General features: G+C 32.4%; 17 protein-coding genes. 1 reads left to right on the top strand and 16 read right to left on the bottom strand.

Features of this window, described 5'->3' with window-relative positions:
* Positions 1 to 80: 80 nt before the first annotated feature.
* From HALSAC_RS0112085 to HALSAC_RS0112155, 15 genes are all read right to left on the bottom strand, one after another.
* The gene (locus HALSAC_RS0112085; protein ID WP_051412216.1) at positions 81 to 632 is read right to left on the bottom strand and encodes a YeeE/YedE thiosulfate transporter family protein; all 552 of its coding nucleotides are present in this window, start codon (positions 630 to 632) and stop codon (positions 81 to 83) included.
* Entirely contained in the window at positions 601 to 819 is a 219-nt protein-coding gene (locus HALSAC_RS0112090; RefSeq protein WP_027340468.1) for a sulfurtransferase TusA family protein, read from the bottom strand. Before HALSAC_RS0112090 ends, HALSAC_RS0112085 begins: the two co-directional genes overlap by 32 nt.
* Before the next feature lie 22 nt (positions 820 to 841).
* On the bottom strand, positions 842 to 1,495 hold the full coding sequence (locus HALSAC_RS0112095) for a YeeE/YedE thiosulfate transporter family protein (RefSeq protein ID WP_035571887.1): 654 nt from the start codon (positions 1,493 to 1,495) through the stop codon (positions 842 to 844).
* On the bottom strand, positions 1,482 to 2,774 hold the full coding sequence (locus HALSAC_RS0112100; RefSeq protein WP_084804501.1) for a PucR family transcriptional regulator: 1,293 nt from the start codon (positions 2,772 to 2,774) through the stop codon (positions 1,482 to 1,484). Before HALSAC_RS0112100 ends, HALSAC_RS0112095 begins: the two co-directional genes overlap by 14 nt.
* 140 nt (positions 2,775 to 2,914) lie before the next feature.
* Positions 2,915 to 3,874: a sulfurtransferase gene (locus tag HALSAC_RS15905; RefSeq protein WP_035571888.1), complete on the bottom strand. Its 960-nt coding sequence runs from the start codon at positions 3,872 to 3,874 to the stop codon at positions 2,915 to 2,917.
* A gap of 200 nt (positions 3,875 to 4,074) precedes the next feature.
* Entirely contained in the window at positions 4,075 to 4,347 is a 273-nt protein-coding gene (locus tag HALSAC_RS0112110; protein WP_027340471.1) for a hypothetical protein, read from the bottom strand.
* A 46-nt stretch (positions 4,348 to 4,393) separates the two neighbouring features.
* Positions 4,394 to 5,380 carry an asparaginase gene (locus HALSAC_RS0112115; RefSeq protein ID WP_027340472.1) on the bottom strand — a complete coding sequence of 329 codons (987 nt, stop codon included), beginning with the start codon at positions 5,378 to 5,380 and terminating at the stop codon, positions 4,394 to 4,396.
* A gap of 152 nt (positions 5,381 to 5,532) precedes the next feature.
* Positions 5,533 to 7,830, bottom strand: a complete 2,298-nt coding sequence (gene recJ, locus HALSAC_RS0112120) for a single-stranded-DNA-specific exonuclease RecJ (RefSeq protein WP_027340473.1) — start codon at positions 7,828 to 7,830, stop codon at positions 5,533 to 5,535.
* Positions 7,831 to 7,884: 54 nt separating this feature from the next.
* Positions 7,885 to 8,694, bottom strand: a complete 810-nt coding sequence (locus HALSAC_RS0112125; protein WP_027340474.1) for a PD-(D/E)XK nuclease family protein — start codon at positions 8,692 to 8,694, stop codon at positions 7,885 to 7,887.
* Positions 8,695 to 8,926: 232 nt separating this feature from the next.
* Complete coding sequence (locus HALSAC_RS0112130) at positions 8,927 to 11,158, bottom strand: ATP-dependent helicase (protein ID WP_027340475.1); 2,232 nt, start codon at positions 11,156 to 11,158, stop codon at positions 8,927 to 8,929.
* A 232-nt stretch (positions 11,159 to 11,390) separates the two neighbouring features.
* Positions 11,391 to 13,349, bottom strand: a complete 1,959-nt coding sequence (locus tag HALSAC_RS0112135) for a UvrD-helicase domain-containing protein (protein ID WP_027340476.1) — start codon at positions 13,347 to 13,349, stop codon at positions 11,391 to 11,393.
* 440 nt (positions 13,350 to 13,789) lie between these two features.
* Positions 13,790 to 14,797 (bottom strand): M42 family metallopeptidase, encoded by a 1,008-nt coding sequence (locus HALSAC_RS0112140; protein ID WP_027340477.1) that lies wholly within the window; start codon positions 14,795 to 14,797, stop codon positions 13,790 to 13,792.
* The gene (locus HALSAC_RS0112145) at positions 14,781 to 15,818 is read right to left on the bottom strand and encodes a M42 family metallopeptidase (RefSeq protein WP_027340478.1); all 1,038 of its coding nucleotides are present in this window, start codon (positions 15,816 to 15,818) and stop codon (positions 14,781 to 14,783) included. Before HALSAC_RS0112145 ends, HALSAC_RS0112140 begins: the two co-directional genes overlap by 17 nt.
* On the bottom strand, positions 15,809 to 16,861 hold the full coding sequence (locus HALSAC_RS0112150) for a M42 family metallopeptidase (RefSeq protein ID WP_027340479.1): 1,053 nt from the start codon (positions 16,859 to 16,861) through the stop codon (positions 15,809 to 15,811). The genes HALSAC_RS0112145 and HALSAC_RS0112150 overlap by 10 nt, the downstream gene beginning before the upstream one ends.
* 77 nt (positions 16,862 to 16,938) lie before the next feature.
* Positions 16,939 to 18,462 (bottom strand): UDP-N-acetylmuramoyl-L-alanyl-D-glutamate--2,6-diaminopimelate ligase, encoded by a 1,524-nt coding sequence (locus tag HALSAC_RS0112155; protein WP_027340480.1) that lies wholly within the window; start codon positions 18,460 to 18,462, stop codon positions 16,939 to 16,941.
* Positions 18,463 to 18,628: 166 nt separating this feature from the next.
* Here HALSAC_RS0112155 and HALSAC_RS16620 point away from each other — a divergent pair, with 166 nt between their 5' ends.
* Complete coding sequence (locus HALSAC_RS16620; protein WP_051412217.1) at positions 18,629 to 19,528, top strand: VanW family protein; 900 nt, start codon at positions 18,629 to 18,631, stop codon at positions 19,526 to 19,528.
* Positions 19,529 to 19,572: 44 nt separating this feature from the next.
* Here HALSAC_RS16620 and HALSAC_RS0112165 read toward each other — a convergent pair whose 3' ends face one another.
* Positions 19,573 to 20,610, bottom strand: coding sequence for a hypothetical protein (locus HALSAC_RS0112165; protein ID WP_027340481.1), 1,038 nt, complete (start codon positions 20,608 to 20,610; stop codon positions 19,573 to 19,575).
* Positions 20,611 to 20,666 lie beyond the last annotated feature (56 nt).

Genomic DNA, 20,666 nt, shown 5'->3' on the forward strand with positions numbered 1-20,666 from the left:
TAAACAACAAAGAGATAAGCATATTAATATGCTTATCTCTTTAAATCAAGGCTTATTTTTGTTTGAAAAGACTAAGGAAACTATAATAATAACTTCATTATTATCTTATTCCCGAAATAGACACCAGTTATAGCAAAGGGAAGATATATCCATCCATTTAAAGCTAAAGATGATATAGAAGAATAAAGACCTCCAATATTGCAACCAATTGCTATTCTAGATCCATATCCCATTAACCACCCACCTACTAATACCATTATGAACTGTTTTTTATCTTTTATTCCCTTCAATTTAAAATTTTGAGTTAATAAAATAGCGATTAAAGCCCCTATTATAATCCCTAAATTTGACCAAGTCTGCTTATCAAGCCAAGGTTCTGTATAGTAATCGTAATAAGTCCAAACAATCCATTGACTAGAATTAACGCCGACTTTCTCTAAAACCCAAGCTCCCCAACGGGCCAAGTTGTTACTTATCCCCCAGTAATGCCCTGTTATTATAACATAAAGAAGATTAAATAGGGCCAACAATATCCCGCCAAACCAATAAGGCCAAGGCCTATCAATTGCCTGAGATATCACTAACTGATAAAAGGTCTTATCATCTTTTAGTGACTGTAATCTTCCACTCACCAAAGCTCACCTCTTCCACTTCAACATCATACCCTCTCTTTCTAGCCCATTCAGGGACATTGGTCATAGCACAAGTATGATCTACCTCTATATAAATTTTATCACCTCTATTTAAATCTTTAATCCTTTTTTCCACCTTCATTAGAGGCAATGGACATGGTTCTCCAATACAGTCAAGTATATTCATCTTCTTCCCCCTTATACAATTATTATCCAAACTTATACTTTTCCCATAAGTAAGCTAAGACATATAGAATAATTAGTAGTAGTAACTGAATTAAAATAGCCCATCTCCAACCAATAAGATTAGGTAGATGTGGAAAATCAATATCAGTAAACAATCTATACCATCTATCACCATCATAAGCACCATGGGTTGACCCAAAAATAAAGCCTAATAAAGCAATCCACTGTAATCTAAAACCTTCACCGATTCTAACTAGGGTTCCCGAAGCACAACCTCCACTTAAAGCAGCACCTATTCCAAAGATCAATGCTCCAATAGGTATATGCCATCCTAAAGTAACAAATCTTCCTGGAAGGGGTAAGCCTTGAGAGAGTTGGTATATTTGAATCAAAAAATATCCAATTGTCATAATAAATAATGATAATATAATTGCTCTAGCTAACTCTGTCATCCCAAATAAGATAGGATCACGTAAAGCTGCTGTAAAGCAGATTCTAGATCTTTGTAATGTAAATCCTACCAATAGTCCAAAGATCCAGGAATATGCTAAAGTTGAATCAATATAACTATAAAGGCAAATATATATCAGCAAAGAAAAAAGCGCTATGAGAAAAGACATCCTTCTCTGTTTAGGGAAGTTAATTTCTAAGCTTTTCTTCAATTTAGCATTGATCATACTTAAAGCACTCCCCATCTTCACAAATAATGAATTTATTAATTTTATATGCTGTAGCTAAATTTAATTTAACTTCAAAATCTGAGAGATCTAGCTTTAGTATATCTTCAATCTTTTTAATTCTATATCTCATGGTGTTTGGGTGAATATGCAAGGCATTCGCTCCTTCTTTTATGCTCCCATCTTTCTTTAAAAGAACTCCTAGGGTATTAACAAGGTCACTATTATTCTTTTTATCATATTCTATTAAATCAGATAATAAATCATCTTTGAAGTTGATTAAATCAGAGCAATTAACCTTCCAAAGCAACTTCAATATACCCAGTTCTTCATAAAGCAAGGTTCTTTTTTCTTTATTAGATATATCTAAAAAATCCAAGGCATAAAGCCCTTGTTTATAGCTAAAAGATATATTAGAGCAATCATATAAAAATGCCCCACCGCCAATAGAGATAATTAACTTTTTAAATCGTTTTTGTAAGAGTTTATATATATAACCTAAGTCATCTCCGATCTCTTTTGAAGGTTTATCATAATTAATTAATAAGAGGATATGTTTATTATAAGAAAATATTATATACTTTCTAGATATATTAGACCTAATAATTCGATGTAAGCTTTGAACGATTTTATCTTCTAATTCATAATTATAAAGAAAATTTCCTTTTTCTCCTTTAGAATCTTTAGAGGAGTTGGCCCTTATTAGAAATAACTGATAAGGAACTGTTAAATCCCATCCTGCTAATTCGCCGCTTTTAATTAATTCTTCTTTATTATCTATCTTTCCTTGCAATAAGTTTTCAATCAACTCATTACTACATTTTTGGGCCAACCTTTGAATTAAAGAATTTTGATGTAATTTCAAAGTTATAGCATAAACCCCTTGTAGGACTAATGGATAATCAACTTTCTTAAGTTCTTTAGTTTCGGCTATAACTAAAACCCCTAAAAAATCATTATTATTACCAAGCCTAATTTGAATTTCGCTAAACTCATTTTTCTCCCAAAGGTATTTAACCCTTTCAATTTTATTATTGCCCTTTTTATATACTACCTCTTTTTTTATAAACTTTCTATTATCAAGATAAGAATAAAAATTTAATCCTCTTTTTAAGTCTCTATCCACATACAGTGGATTTTCACGATATTTATCTAAGATAAATATTTTATTATCAATTTCACTGCGCAATAGATTACATAAGCTTCTTAGCCCACCATCATTTAACAAGATATTTTGGTATCTTTCCTGCAAAGAGAATAATTTATCTTTATTTATCATCTTCTCTCCCCTTTATAAGTCTAAATTTATCAGACACTTCGATTATATCCTAACAATTTTTATTATATGATAATTAAGAAAGAAAAGAAAGGGTTAAAAACTAAAAAGAAGGAGGGTAATTTCCCCTCCTTCTAAATCACTTAATCTTTTTCTATAGGTAAATCTTCTCTGTGGCTCCATTCAATCCATGATCCATCATAGTTCTTAACATCCTCATAACCTAGCAGTTGGCTTAAAACAAAGGTAGTATGAGCTGAACGAACACCAGATTGACAATAATTAATAACCCCTTTATCAGAAATTATCCCATTTGCTTCATAAAGGTCTCTTAATTCATCAGCAGTTTTAAATAGATTCTCTTCATTTAAGACTTCAGTCCACTCAATAAAATATGTTGACGGGATTCTCCCAGCTCGATTTGCCCCACCCAATTGATTTGTACCAGTATTTTCATCTTGAGAACGAGTACATAAAACAACAGTCTCTTGATCCTCAATAGCTGCTAAAACATCATCTAGTGATGCTAACATAGACTCATTAACATCGCCTAATCTGTACTCTACAGCATCTCTACTAGGACTGGACATAGTAGTGTTATAGCCAATTGCTCTCCAGTAATCTAAACCTCCATCCAATAGTCTAACATCTTTATGACCGATCATAGTCATCATCCACCACATTCTAGCCGCGTCATGACCACCACCTGAAGTGTAGATAACAACGGTATCGTTATTACTAATACCATTTTCACCTAACCAGTTAGCCAAACCTTCATGAGATATTCTCATACCTGCATACTCGTGGTCTGGGTCTGTAACATCGCTACGCCATACTTGGATCGCACCTGGTATATGACCAAGAACATACTGATCATTCCTCCTAAAATCAATTACAGCTACGTCATCTTGATCTTTAACCTCTTTTAATTCTTGAGCACTAATTAAAACACTAGAATTATCATAACCCCTCTCTTCAATCGGAATATAATTTTCTTCATCAACCTTTAATGTAGTACGTGTACTAATTCTTACAAATGTAAAAACTCCAACAATAATAACAGCCAATAAAATTGCAAAAACAGACTTCTTGTTAAATTTCATAAGTACCCTCCCTATAATATATTGAGTTTTTTTTCACAAAAAAGCGAAAAATTTTATCCTTCATAAATATACTAATCTTTTTTCAAGCTAATGTCATTGTTTTAAAGAAACAATATATAGGCCTTTTTTTGTGTTTTTTTAACAAAGGCTAAATTGTTGTAAAACTTAAAGAAGAAGGTATCGCTACGATACCTTCTTCTTTAAGTTTTTTTAATTTGATTTAAATCTTCTTTTATATCAATAAATAATAATATCAATTCACTAAAAGCATATAAAAATAAGGCTTGAAAAACAGCAAAAAATATCGGGAACAAATTATTAAAGATAAGATACCCAATATTCCCATGACCCATTGATCCTCTGGCAGTAAAAATATTTATTATAGTTATAAAGAAAATACCAGCAAAACCTATAAAAGCTAATATTTTCAATGCAAAAGCAACAGCTCTTAAAGTTTTATAATTTTCATTCATTATATCTCTCCTAACTTGTTGTATTAAAATTGAAAAAAATATCAATTTACATCTTTAACTTTAAAGCAAAGTACTTTCTTATCTCTCCTTTAGAAAGGCCTCTACTGAGCAAAAGCATAAGTAATAACCTAGCTTTAGTACTATTTAAGGTTCTAGCAAAAATAAGGTCAAGCTCAGAGATATCAACTCCGCCTGCCGATGCACCATAGAGATTATAAACCCTTCCCTCTAAGCATCGAGAAGTTAAAACTACTGGGATACCTTCTTCTTTGGCCCTAAATAAACCTTTAGTAACCCTTTTGGGTATAGTTCCTACACCAAAAGCTTCTAAAACAATACCTTCTGTACCAGAATCTAAAGCAGCCTGAATTAACGTGTCATCAGTTCCAATAGATAACTTTATTATATCTACCCTATTTTTAAGCTTATCTGTCTTAACGGTTATTTGAGGTGCAAGATCATAAAAATAATGTACCCCACAGTGATCAATATAACCAATTGGCCCTGCATTTAAAGAAGCAAAAGATGTTAATTTATTAGTATGTACCTTATAAATAAATCTAGCAGCATGTATTTGATTATTAATAGCTATTAATACACCTTTATTTTTACTACGTGGGTCTAAAATAGTCTGCAAAGAATGAACAAGGTTAGCTTCTCCATCAGAGCTTAATTGATTAAAACTACGAAGAGCTCCTGTAATTACAACCGGTTTCTGTACATCTAATATTAAATCTAATAAGTAGGCCGTCTCTTCTACGGTATCTGTACCATGAGTAATTAATACCCCGCTAATGCTTTCATCTGCTAAAGCCTCTTCTACCTTCTTAGCCAACCCTAAGATCATATTGGGACTTAACTGCGAACTGTCTAGATTAGAGTATTGTAATAGATCTAATTGAGCAATATTTTTCAATTCAGGAACATAATCTAAAAGGTCAGATCCTGATAATTTAGGGACTATTTGATTGCTTTTATTATCTTGGCCCATAGCTATAGTCCCACCAGTAGTTATTATTTTAATCTTTTTCATAAAACACCCCCACCTTAAAATTATTTTACCTTATTAATATTTACTTGCTATTAGTTGCTAGTAATAGATTATGTATCTTATAGAAACAAAATTCATCTTTTATCAAATTAATTATTTTAGGTGTGGGGGTAGAGAAAGATATAATAATTATATTAATGAATTTTAACTAAAGCTTGGATCTCATCTAAGTCTTTTTTTAATAAATATCTCTTAAAAGCTCTACTCTCTTCTAAAGCTTTGCGTAACTTACTCTTATATCTTACTTCTTTACTTTTTCCTTCTCTTCCCTTTTTAATAAAGATACTCCTTCTTTCTATAAATTCTAACTCAATTAAACCTTCCTCCTGCAAATAACGTAATGCTAAAATTATATTTCCTTCTTCTTCACCAGTTAAAGAGGCTAATTCTTCAATTTTAGTAATTCCTTTTTCCTGTTCTATTATTCCTTTAATAATCTGCATTAGCTCTCTTAAAAAATCTTTATCCGACTTCAATTGAATCTTAGAATAAGCTAATAGTACTCTTTGGGGTTGGATATTTTTTAATATATCTTTAAAGACACCTAAAGTTGGAGGAGTAGAAAGAAGGACTAAATCTTTAGCCTTATCATCTTGATAACGATTAATTATTGGAGTAAATGAAATATCTTTAGTGCCTTCATAATAATAAAGTGGATTATTTAAAGGCGGCAATTCTTCTCCTAATTCGCGCCAATTCCTATAATCTTCAAAATTTATTTCGATCTCCTTCTCTTTGCGAACTCCTTCTATAGAAGTACCTATTACCTCTTCTATAATCATTTGAAGATTTACTCTACCTCTCCACTCGTTTATATCTAAAGAGTAAGTTAAATCCATTTTATCCTTTAAAGTCTCTTCATCTCCACTCCACCATAAGGCAGATATTTTCTTTTCACCTTTTCCTAAGGTTAACTTTAAATGTTTACCATCTCCTACCTTACGATAATTAATCAACTCTAGACCTTGACTATAAAAACTTGGACGAGGATTTCCTTCTCCAAAAGGGGCCAACAATTCAAGTTTGTGATAAAGGTCTAAGTTAAGCTTTGACAATGGTAACTTAGCATCAACCTCAATTTTTCGCACTTTTCCTACCTTTTTCATTTCCCGAGCCAACACTCCATTCAACCTAGCCTTAAATTCCTCTAAGTTATCTCTTTTCAAAGATAACCCTGCTGCTCCAGCATGACCACCAAATCCTAATAGTAAATCGTCACACTCCTTTAAAGCTTCTCTAATATGTATTTGAGGTATGGATCGAGCTGACCCTACTATTACTCCTTCTTCTCCTCTTTTGTTGGCCAAAAAGACTGTAGGCAACTTAAAATTTTCACATAATCTTCCTGCACCAATACCAATAATTCCTTGATTCCATTCTTTTTTATATAAGATAATTGAGGTCAGTTCATCTTCTTTACTCAAAAGACTCCTAGCCTCATCCTCCATCTGCTGAGTCAACTCTTTTCTTTTGCTATTAATAGAGTCTAACCTTTGGGCCAACTTCTTAGCTTCACTTCTATCTTCACTTAAAAGTAATTTTAAGGCTAAACTGGCATTAAATAATCTCCCAGCTGCATTAATCCTTGGCCCTAGTCTAAAACCAATATCAATTTCAGATAAATTGAAGGGATCAATGCCACTTACCTTACAAAGTTCTTGAATACCAACTGATTTAGCTGATTTTAAAGCCTTTAGACCCTTTTGTAATAAGTAACGATTTTCACCATAAAGAGGAACCACATCTGCTACTATAGCTAAAGCTAAAAACTCTAAAAGAACCTCGCTTTTATCTTCTTTAGACTCCTTATTGAGCAATCCTTTAGCTAAAAAGTAAGCCATCCCAGCTCCAGGTAAGTGATAAGCAGAATCATCCTCTTCTAAAAGCTTAGGTGACAATATTAGACGAGCAGGTGGTAACTTATCTGGCAAACCGTGGTGGTCAGTAATGATTACATCCAGCCCTAAATCATTGGCTAACTCCACCTCTTCATAGTTAGAGATACCACAATCACAGGTTATTATCAAATCAATTCCTTTTTTAGCTAATTTTTTAATTACCCCCCTATTCATACCATATCCTTCTGTAAAACGGTCAGGAAGGTGGTAAGAGACGTTGGCCCCTAAGGTTCTCAAAGTCTTTATCAAAATTGCAGTAGAGCTTACCCCATCTACATCATAATCACCATAGACAAGAATTGATCTATCCTTAGCTATAGCATCAAGTATAATCTCAACACCTTCTTCTAGTCTTGGAAAATAAGAAGGTTTTATACCAAGGTGTTCTTCTGGATTTAGGAATTCATCTAATTTTTTAATTGTATCTATCCCTCTATTTAATATAACCCTTGCTAAAAGGTGATCATCGTCAACCTTATTTAATAGCCACTTAGGAATCTCTAGATCCTTCTTATAATTCACTTTTAAATCCATCTTCTACCTCCCCTTTTTTTCATTGTTTTCTCAGGGTAAATCAATTAAACTAATTTAAAAATCAAATTCTTCAATTTGATCCCAATCTAAATCTAAATTCAAATCTTCTTCTTCCACATCAACCTTTAATGCTTCCTCACCATGACAAAGGGGGCGATATTCACAATAAAGACAAGCTTTATTGTTATCAGTAGGATAAAACTCATCAATTTCTAAATTTTTTATCTCTTTAATTAATTTCTTAATTCTATCTTCATCACGTTCAAATTGCCATTGTGTATAATTAAGAGGTTGATAATCTTTAGGGTAACGAGGATTCCAATAGATTAAAATTATATCCTCTAAGGGCCAACTACCTTTTTGGTGATAATTACCTCCACCTTTAACCAAAAGATATCTATAAACTATAGTCTGTAAATTGTTCTCCCAGTATTCTAATTTAGGCTGTTTCTTATAAGTCTTCCAATCATAAATTATCCCTTGTCCTTCTTGGCCAAGATAAAGCAGATCATATTTAGCCATTAATTTAATCCCACTCTCATTAACCCTGATCTCTTGCTCTGGGTAGAATTTAGCATTATCATTATAAGGTCTAAAAGATATTAAATTCTCTAGCCATTTCTCGATTTGAAGTGAGATTAGATTGGTAGGATCTACAATCCGACCACGCTCATAATACCTTTGAGCCAAAGTATGAAAATCTTGCCCCTCTTTGAATATATTCTTATCTTCAGGGCTTTGAACCCAATCGCTAGGCCAGTATAAGCCATCTAAATAGCGACGTTTAAACTTCAACCTACAAGTTTCATAGGTCTTCAAAGCCGAAGCACTAAAGTACATATCCTCTAAATTTCCCTTTAACATCCTTCTCACACCCTTATTTATATGTATGATTTTTTAGAAGTGACACTTTGTAGTAATAAAGTGGCAGTTTCGTGCCACTAGTAATGGGTAATGAGTGAAGAGTAATGAGTAAAGTCAAAATCTCAAAACCTCTTATAAGTCTTAGGTAACAAAGGGGTTTCTGTTTTCTTAAGGTTTTACCCATTACTCATTACTGATTACTCATCACCAGTAATAAAGCTACGCTTTATTACTATATAACTTCACTCTTTTCCTTTATATAACGCTCTAAGACATGGAATATATAGCTGACACCGATATCATTTAGCTTGCTTCCATCCCAATTTTTCCTCTTGTCATAACCACTTAGAGTCAACCTTTTCTTGGCCCTAGTTATCCCCACATAAAGTAAACGTAGGCGTTCGCTTATTATCTCTATCTTGGACTCTTTAATAGAATCACCTACAATTTTACCTCTGAAGTTCTTGTCAAAATCTGCTTTAGCTATTGCCACTGGATTAGATTTATCATCTTTTAAATACCAGGCTTCACCTTTGAATTTATCTTCTAAAGTAGATGGATATTCATCAGATACAAGGGAAATTATAAAGACTCCATCCCACTCTAAACCTTTAGATTTATGTGCTGTTAAAACAGTAATTACTCCTTTTTGTGGTTCAAACCCTTTAGCATCATATAACTTCTTAGCTAAAGAGATAAAAGAAGGCTCTAATTCTTTTATCTCATCAACAACTTCTTTAAGCTTCCAACTGGGGTTCTCTCTTAATTTATCTTTGACATAAAGTGCCATACCTTGGGCCAAGGCTAATATATCATCTTGTAGCTCTAACTCTTGGGCTAGATGAAGAATTAATTCATCAGCTGATAATTTCATACTAGCCTTTAGCCACTGACGAAGCTTCTCTAAAGCACCTTTAAATTCACTTAAAAGCTTAGCTCTAGCAAAAACCTCATCTGGTAGTTCTAAAGGAGATAACTCACCAGAGATCGGATAGATTAACTCTGCTACTGATCGTTTTTCAAGAAGTCGTTCAACTCCAGCTAACTCTTCTCCGCCAAAAGATTCTAAGAGTACACTATCTAAAACCTTTAATAGTTGGCCCTTTTTATAAGGGGTAGCAAGGTAGTAAATAATGTCTTCTAAAGTAGATATGGTAATTTCTTGCTTAGATGAAATATTCCCTACCTCTTCAAAAGAAGCCCCCTTCTTCTTAAGTAATTCTATCACTTCTTTTTGAGTATAGTTATTAGGAACTAAGATAGCAACTGTATCTTCACTATGTTCTTTAGAATAATTTATTGCCTCTTCAACTATTCCCTCTAGCTCCTCTTCTCTAGTTGTAAACCTTCTTGTCTTAATCCCGTACTCATCAATTTTAGGATTTGGAAAAGGGTCATTATTATCGACTGGATCAATGAATTGTTTTTCCAAAGCGTCTTGGCATTTTTTTACCGGATGTTCTTTGTTTGCCCAAGTTACTAAATAATTGGCAAGATCAATTATACTTAAAGTACTCCTACTTGAAGATAATATAGCACCTTTCTTAACATCTTCTCTCTTAGCAAAGGATCTAAAGACTTCAGGCTCTGCTAGAGTAAAAGAACCCATAATAGATTGATTAGAATCACCTACTCTAATTAGATTACCTTTCTCCTTAGAGAGTAAAAAGAGAATCTGTTCTTGTAATATATTAGAATCCTGTGCCTCATCTTCAAAGATAAAAGTCCATCTTTTCCCTAAACGCTTTCTTAACTCCTTATCTTCTTTTAAAAGTTTCCAAGAATTCAAGAGAAGATCATTAAAATCAAGCCATCCATTTCTAGCTAGCTCCTTTGAATACTCTATAAAGATTTCACAAGCCCAAGCTAAATAGGAATAGTCACTGACCTTTCCATGAAGTTTCCCTACCTTATGTATATCCATCCCGTGGCCTTTAAGGTGACCAATCATAGATTTTACTAAGCCTGGAAAAACTCTAGTTGACCAATTCTCAAAGGCTATATCATGCCACTTACTTCCTTTAGAACAATCAATGATATGCTCCCATTGGTCTGTATTTTCTTTCAGCCACTTATATATTATTCTATTAATAATCTTCCATTCTTCACTCTCATCTAAAACCTTAAAATCGCTATTTATCATTAGATGATCAGGTCTTTCTTTCAAAATTGTCATAGCTAAAGAATGGAGTGTCTTAACCTCAAAGCTACCTCTACCTTCTATTCCCTTAGCCTCTAAAAAGTTTTCAATCCTACTTCTAAAGTTAGAGACGGCTGAATTCATATAAGTTACAATTAAGATTCTACCATCTTCAATTCTCTTCTCTTCGATTAATTTAGCAGCCAAATAAGCTAGGGTAAAGGTCTTACCAGCTCCTGGAACTGCCGGAACAGCCATCATACCTCCTTCATACTTAGCTACCTCTGTCTGTCCATCTCTAAGCTTAATCTTACTAAAGTCCATATCTTCACCTCCGAAATTACTTGTATATTTATAAATTGTAATCTTTCAACTTAATAATATTCAAAACCTTTAAATCCAAGTCATCAACTCTGACAACACCAGCGACTAAACCTTTGACTTAAATCTGACTAGATCTTTTTTTTTTATGTTCTTGTCGCGAACTTGTCGGCTCTTATCAGGGTTTTGTCAGAGTCTAAGCTTTTGATTTTGACCTTCTTAAATTATTTCACTTTTAAATATTAAACACTTCAGCCAGCTCTCCAGTCTGTTCCCAACCTCTACTATCTAATTTGCTATCACCTAGGTATAAGCCATGGGTCACCTTTGCTAGAATGCCTTTTAAATAAGATACTAATTGTTCCTCTTTGGCCTTTCTATCATAAAGGTCATTCCATTCTCCTTCTTCATTCTCTCGGGCCAATATATAAGGATTACTCAACTCTTTACTAGCCCCTAGGTACCATAATTCGCTAGAAGTATCTAGCAAAAATAAATATTTGACACTTTCAATATAAGGGAAGGCTAGAAAACTATATGGTGTAGCCAATATAACCTTCTCTTCTATAGCTTGAGAGTCAACCAATAGATCAGCTGCCAAAGTCCCTTCGTTAATCATCTGAATAAACCTATGACCCAAATCTCTTTCCTCAAAGTCCTTAAACTCTTTCATAACCTTCTTAAACTTTACAAAAGAATTAATTAATTGACGACAGGATAAGATATCTTCAGCTTGGGGATGTAGAGGTGATAATATCCCTCCAAAAGCTGAACGAAAGAAGTACTCTAATTCTAATTCTTCTTCCCTTCTATCTTCAACCCATTCTCTAAATTTATCATACTTTTCACTTAAACTAAATCCAATCTCCCCTCTGATTCCGATATGGTCTAAATTGGGCAATACCATCTTGTTCTCCTTAACCTTTTGGGCCAACAGAGAAGATCTAATAGGATCTAAATCTAATATTAGATTTAAAACTTGGGTTATAGCAGTAGTACTGATTTCAATCTCCCATTCTCGCTTAACTAATAAAGTTAAAACTATCAACCCTTGGGCAAAAGAGTTATCTAATAGAAGTCGATTCTTACTTAGGCTTATCAACTGATGTCCATTTTCCTTTAAATAACTTTCTAAGTTAAATTCCAATACCTTATCTGGAAAAGGAGTAATGATAGCAATTTCTTTAGGGTTTATACCTCCTGCTAATAATGAGGATATCTCTTCTCCAATCTTAAAGATCATCTCTCCTCTTAACTCTTCTTTGATTATCTTTTTAATAAAGGGAGTAGGAGTAACCTCTCTTCCGTCCAATATTCTATCCCCAAGTTTTTGGGCCAACTCACGTCCCTCTTTAGAAGAGGTATATGACTCTTCTAATTCAATTATCTTTTCACCGTTAACAAACCTCTCTTTAGCCAATTGAGGAGCAGAACCAAAAAATTTAGCAAAATCACCTTCTTCATTAAATGAAATGTAGGTTTCCTCAACCCCTTGCATAATTACATCTATTAAATCTTGGGCTACAGGAACCATCTTCTCTAAATCGTCTATAATTAAATATTTATATCTTCCCTTTAATTCTTCTAAATAACCCTTTCTTTTAACTAAATATTTATTATATAGGTGTAAGAGAAGTGAATAATCAATACAGCGCCTTTCTAAGCAGAGTTTACGAAAGCCTTTCATTACCTTCAAACCTATCTTATAAGTAAATTTTTTTTCACCATTATCTGCTAAAGATACTAATCTATCTCCAACCTCCTCTATACTCAATCCATTTAACTCACTGTAGTTAAGATTATCTATTAGTTGTACCCCAATTTGAGATGAGGTAGATCTTACATCCTTAAAAGAACCCTTTTCTCGCTCTTTTTCTACTAATTGAGTCATTAGATAGTGAGCAGGCTCTACAGTCATAAAGATAGGGGCCAAAGCCTTTCTTTCGCCAAGATCTTCTTCGATTAAATCCCAGTACTTTTGAATTTCCCGTTGCAAAAACCCAAAGTAACTATAAATATGTAAAGAACCCATCTTGTTTAGATCAAGATCATTTCTCCACCTTCTTACACTATTTGAGTCATTAGTAAAGACAAGAATTTCTTCAGTTCTTACTTCTCTAGCAAGTTTTTCATACTTCTCTTGTAATTTTGTACTCTTACCTGATCCTGTTGACCCGGTATATATGTAAGACATAATAGCCCTCCTTTATTAGCTTCTAGTCTCTAGCTACTTTTTAGCTAAAAGCTTTAAACCCTACTTTTAACGCAGAAGGTTTAACTAATAGCTAGTAGCAAGTAGCTAGTGGCACGATAGTACTACTTAATTAGCACAACATATTATAATAACACTTTCCGATATTAACTATTACAGAACTAGTATTATTCCTTGTTATTTGATCTTCATACATTAATTATTTCCCTTTATATATTTGCATATCGACATAATAAAATCCTTCATTCAAGTAATAAAGCTTAGTTTTATTAGCTAGTATTTTCTAACTGCTGGCTTTTAAAAACAACTTCAAATATTTTTTTAATGGGCTTTTCACCTAATAAATAGCTACTTGCTACTACCTAAACAAACAAGAGGGCCAAGGGCCCTCTTGTTTGTTTACTATTATCTATTATCAGTACTTAAATAACTCCTTTATAATCGCTCTCTAAGATACTTACTAACAACTCGACTCCATTTTGAACATCATTGATATCGATCATCTCTGAAGGAGAGTGAATATAACGGCACGGTATCGATATAGCTCCTGCTAAGACTCCATCACGACTAAGCTGTATTCCACTTGTATCTGAACCACCTGCTTCTAACACCTCTAGCTGATAGGGTATACCCTTCTCTTTAGCTATCTCAACCATCATTCCCTTTACCTTAGGTGGTACTAAAACTGAACTATCTTTAACCTTAATTGTTGGCCCTTCACCTAAGGATACTTCCATCCTCTTGGCTTCAGGTGTATCACCGGTCCTAGTAACATCGACTGCAATTCCGAAATCAGGCTCTATACCATAAGCTGATGTTTTGGCCCCTCTTATACCTACCTCCTCTTGTACTGTAAAGACAAAGTAAGTATCATAGGTAGGTTGGCCCTTTAATTTATTTAAGGCTTCAATTAAGAAGGCTACTCCTATTCTATCATCTAATGATTTGGCAACTATTCTATCTCCTAACTCATCCATTCTTCTATAATAAGAAGCAGTATCCCCAACCTTAACCTTTTTTAGAGCTTCTTCTTTATTTTTGGCCCCTATATCTATATACATTTTATCCAACTTCAATTTAGATATATCATCTAGTTTGGCTTCCTTATCGATTACACCTACTGTTTTATCATTAAATATTACTCTCTCTCCCAGTAAAGTATGGGTTGGAAGACCACCGATATTAGAGAACCTTATGAATCCTTCATCATCTATGTGGGTAGCTATGAAACCAATTTCATCCATATGAGCTGCTAACATTACACTCTTTTTTGAGCTTTCACCCTTTTTAAGAGCGATTAAGTTTCCCATATTATCTACCTTTATCTGGTCTACCTTCTCTGCAATCTTTGCCCTTATAACTTCTCTAATCTTATCTTCACTTCCTGACGGGCCAAAGGCTTCCACTAAATCTTTAATTAATTTTTTCATTGCTAAAACCTCCCCTTTCAATCTCTTGGCAGAAATTATGAACCAATTTAGTAGCAGTCTTATAATCATCTAAATTTACCAAAGATACTGGTGAATGAATATAACGACAGGGAACAGAGATTATTGCAGTAGGAATCCCTTCTCTACTTAAATGAATAGCCCCTGCATCAGTTCCTGCTTTAGTAAATCTTCTAAATTGGTATTTAAGCTCCTTCTTCTCACAGATCTCTATTAACTTATTTAATATTCTCTTATCAACAATTGTTGATCCATCCATTATTGTTAGAGCAGGGCCATCACCTAAGACTGTAGAATACCCTTCTTCTTTAGCATCAGGTAGATCAGCAGCAGTAGTTCCTTCTAAAACCAAAGCTAAATCTGGGTTTATATCCCATGAAGCAACCTTTGCTCCCCTAGTTCCTACCTCCTCTTGAACAGTAAAGACTCCATAAAGAGGAAAATCATAATCTTCCTTCAATATCCTAATTAATGAAAGGCAGCCTATCCTATCATCAAAGGCTTTTCCCTTAGCAATATTAGAACCTATTTCTTTATATTTAGTATCGAAGGTTGCCATATCGCCTAAGTTTATCAGTTTTTCACTCTCTTCTTTAGACTTGCTACCTATATCTATATATAACTCTTTATAATCTAAAGGCTTCTTTCTTTCATCAGGTTTCTGTAAGTGTATAGCTTTGGCCCCAATAACTCCTTTAATCTTTTTTTTACCAACTAGTACCCTTTTAGATACTAAAATTCTCTTATCTATCCCACCCACAGGCTTAAAGCTTAAAAGTCCATCTTCAGTTATATCGCTAATCATTAATCCAATTTCATCCATATGTGCTGCTAACATTAACTTTGGCTTGTCCTTATTACCCTTCTTGTAAACTATTAAATTCCCCAAAGCATCAGTTCTAATTTCATCAACATAATCTTTAATCTCTTCTCTAATTATATTTCTAACCTCATTCTCACAGCCTGAAACCCCAACAGCTTCACTTAATCTCTTTAAAAGCATCTTAACCCCTCCACAAATTCTCCATTTAAATCACCAATAAAGTGGGTCAACAACCTTGCCCCTCTTCTAATATCCTCCATACTGACTGTCTCTACTGAAGTATGCATATACCTCAAAGGGATAGAGATAAGCCCTGTAGCAACTCCACAACGGCTTACTTGAATAGAATAAGCATCAGTACCTCCAGGTCTAGTTGATGGTTCTACCTGGTAAGGGATATCTAATTTGTCTGCCAGATCTTTAAAGCGATTAAATATCTGAGGATGAACATGAGGGCCAAAGCCTATAGCAGGTCCTTCTCCTAACTCAGAAGCATCTTCTTTAGAGACGCCAGGCATAGTAGCATGACAAACATCAATTGCTATTCCTACATCAGGGACTATACCATAGGTACTAGTGATTGCCCCTCTAACACCTACCTCTTCTTGTACTGTAGCTACTGCATAAATATCAGCTCTATGCTTTAACTTACTCAGCAACTTAATTATCTCTAAAATCATTAATACTCCAGCCCTATCATCTAAGGCCTTTCCTGTTACTCTATCATTTCTTAATGAAGAGAACTCTCTTTTTACAGTAATAGTGTCACCTATCTGGACTAAAGATTTGACCTCCTCCTCACTCAAACCTAAGTCTATGTACATATCTTTAACCTTAAAAGCTTTCTTTTGCTCTTCTTTACTTTGGATATGAGGAGGTTTAGCTCCTATAATCCCTATTAAGGATTCTTTGCCATAAATAACTATCTCTTGGCCTACTAAAGTCCTTTGGTCTACACCACCTACAGTTGTAAAACGTAAGAAACCACCTTCTTCAATCTTTGTTACCATTAGCCCTATCTCATCCATATGTGCGGCTAACATTATCTTAGGTCTATTCTCTCCTTGACCCTTCTTATAAGCAATTAAATTTCCCATAGTATCATATCTTATATCATCTACATAAGTCTCAAAGCTAGAGGATATTGTCTTAGCAATATCTTCTTCATAACCTGAAACACCTAACTCTTCAGATAACTTCTTTAAAAACATCTTGTCCTCCATTTAATTACCTCCTTCTAAAATTATTATCTTCTTTCAACTAAATAAGTATACACAAATTAATAATGAATAAATATTTATTATCTATTACCTATTATATGCTCTTTAACAATATCTGCTCCCTTATCCAACCCCGGACCTCCTAATAATAATAAGAGATCATCTTTCTTTACTTTAGATAAGGTTTCTTTAATTGCAGGTTCTAACATAGTATAGGATTGAGTTTTTATTTCTTTCTCCATTATAGTATTTAAAAAGCTTTCTTCCTCTTTAGCAAGGACTCTATTCTTCTCAATAACCTGATCTTCACATTTAGTTGTTATAAGTTCTTTTATTCTTAATTTATCTGCCCAGTCCCCTATTATATCTGCATTAATTTTATTGGCTTCAATTCCACGTTGGCCCTTTAAAAAGTGGACGATATATAAGTTATTATAATCAAAATCTTTAATCGTTTTAAAGTTAGCCTCTAATCCAACTGGATTATGAGCAAAATCATCAATCACTGTAAATTCTCCATCATAAACAAGTTCCATTCTTCTTTTGATACCTTTAAATTTCTCTAACCCTCCTTTTATATCTTCCAGAGAAAACCCTAATAACAAGGTAGCTAAAATAGAAGCTAAAGAGTTATAGATATTATGTATACCTAGTAAGGGAAGTTTTATTCTAATTGAATTGGGTTCAATTATTTTAGTGAAATTAGTCAAAATTTTATTATTAATTACTAAATCAAATTCTATCCCACTTTTATTTGCAACTATATTCTTAGCACTTATATCACTATCCTTATTAATTCCATAGGTATAAATTGTAGCAGAAGTATTCTCTATTATAGAATTAGCATAATCACTATCTATATTAATTACTCCATATTTATCTTCTCTTAAGTTTACAAATAATTTCTCTTTACTACTATAGTAATCATCTATAGTTTTATGAAACTCCATATGATCATATGAAAGATTAGTAAATATAGCTATGTCAAAGTCTATTCCTAAAACTCGATCTAATTTTAAAGCATGAGAAGAAACTTCCATACTTACATAATCTATTTTTTCCTTCTTCATTAGTCTTAGAGTTTCATTTAATAATAAGGAATTTGGAGTCGTACATTTTTGAGGATCAAAATAATATTTATCACCAATTTTAGTATGTAAGGTACCTATAAGCCCAGTCTTACCAACTATATTATTAATTATTGCATCAACCATTGCCGTTATCGTTGTTTTGCCTACAGTTCCAGTGACTCCAATCATTCTCAAAGCTTGACTTGGATTATCATAAAATTCAAGGGCCAACTGGGCTAAAGCTTTCCTACTATCATCAACAATAATATAGGTGATATTCTTTGGTACTTCAATCTCTTCTTCACCAATAATTACTGTAGCACCTCTTTTTATAGCCTCAACTATATATTTATGACCATCGGTCTTAAAACCTTTAATAGCTACAAAAATACTCCCCTCTCTAACTTCTTTTGAATTATTGCTTATATTATAAATTTCAAAATCATGAAAGTTAATTATCTTTTTAGTCTCTAAAGTATCTAATAATTCACTTAGGTAAAAGGACTTTTGGTCTAAAGATGGATTTATCCACATTATCATCCCCCCTATTTATATAATATGTCTCATTTTGATTAATGTGATTAGTTTTTCAAATTGTCTATTAGTAACTTTTTACTTTCTTAATTATTCCATTAATATTTTTACATAATAAACCCACGCTTATCCTAAAACTAAAAATAAAAAGGAGTTATAAAAATCTATGAGAAGAAATCTTCTAATTTTAATATTGCTTCTGCTATTAATAGTTGTATTTAATTTCAACTCCTTTACAGATCAAAGTAAAGGAGAGCAAGAACAAAAAGATCAACCAACGAATAATGTTAATTATAATAACAAAATTATTACTTTAGATAATTTAAAGAATGATGACCTAAATTCCATAAGCCTCAATAAAATTATAACTCAGTTGGCAAAAGAAAAAAAGCAAAAAGCTAAAAATTCTTTTGTTTTCAAAGGAAGATTATACTCTGAGAAGCCAGGAAGAGAAATAAATATCAATAAAAGTATAAAAGAGAATTTAAACTTTAGAGAAGAAGAGAAGGTGAAGATTTTTTATAAGGATATACCACCATTAATTGATAAAAAAAGGTTGCTTAATAGAAAAAAATTCATCTTAGAAACAGATAGCCAAATTAACAAAGATAAAGCTAGAGTTATCTCTCATTATACTACCTATTTAGGTAATAGTACCACAAATCGAAAAAACAATATATCCTTATCTTTAAGAAGATTAGAAGAGGCTATTATTAAATCTCAAGAAGAATTTTCTTTTAATGATATATTAGGGCCAATAACTTCTAAAGCAGGTTATAAAGAAGCTCCAATTATAGTTAACAAAAGATATGTACCACAGGTCGGAGGAGGAATATGCCAAGTATCTTCAACTCTTTATAATGCAGTAAAAGAATTAGATATAGAGATTACAGAACGGCACCATCATAGTCTTTCTGTTAATTATGTACCTGAAGGTGAAGATGCTACCGTAGTACCTGATAAATTAGATTTTAAATTTATAAACAAAGAAAATCATCCAATAACTATATTAACCGATATAATTGATAATTATGTTGTAATTTATATCTTAGAAATTTTAGATTAAAACTTATTAAATTATTAGTTGCTAAATATTTAGCAACTAATAATTTAATAATAATACATCATTATTATTACGCCTAATAAAATTATTATTAATGTGAATAAACCAAAATAAATGTAATTCTTCTTAGTTCTAAAATTTTTCATATTTTTTTCTTTATCGTCCATATTTAAATTTTCTTCATTTACATTAATTATTTTAACTTCTGGTTCTATAATCATACTTCCGTAGATATTTGGTCCAAATTTTACAACTATTGAATACCTCTTTAAGTTTGAATTGTAATCGATTTTATCTATAATCCCAACTGTTTCCCCTTTACTATTGCTTAAAAGCTTTCCTAAATATCTCCCAATCTCCCTAGAATCGCTTATCTTGACAAGTAATTTATCTCCTAACTCTAACTTTGTTGCTTTAACTCCTTTAAGTGGTGAGATAACAGGAGAAACATTTAAATTTATATCCATCTTTAACTTATTATCACTATTATTTTGATTATCATCTGTTTCATTATCTTCTTCTAATTCTTTAAAAATATCAGGATATAATGCTTCTAATTGTACTTTAGTCATTAATTTAATAGCTAATTCTAAATCTAATGGATTTTCTAGTATATTATGAAGATGTTCTTCAATAAGTACCTTGATCTTTCCTATCTTATCTTCTTTAGCTAATTTATATATATTAAAGACAATAGTTGGATTAAACTTCTCTTTAAATTTTTTGATAAAGTTATAATAAATATGTTTATGATCTTCTCTAGAAGAAATTACTTCTAAAGCATTAACAAATGCTTTATTACTTACATCTAAATCTATATCTTTTGCTTCTTTTTTATCAGATAATGCAATATCAGACTTGATTAAATCTCCTGATTTTGCTTCCCAGATCAAACTTAATATAAGATAATCTTTACTATACTCTTTATATTCAAATTTAAAATGCACAATCAAATACTTATTATCTATATAATCTCCCATTTGTAAAGCTTCTTTTAAATCATCTTCAGCTAATCGAAGTGCCTTTTGGGCACTTTCTTTATCAACGTCTAATGTTTCTTGGATAACTTGAACTTTATCTTCCATATATTAACCCCCTTTTTTAGTTTACAGTTAAATTCTAATCATTACTAAATATATTC

The sequence above is a fragment of the Halonatronum saccharophilum DSM 13868 genome, from assembly GCF_000517025.1.
Lineage (GTDB): Bacteria > Bacillota > Halanaerobiia > Halobacteroidales > Halobacteroidaceae > Halonatronum > Halonatronum saccharophilum.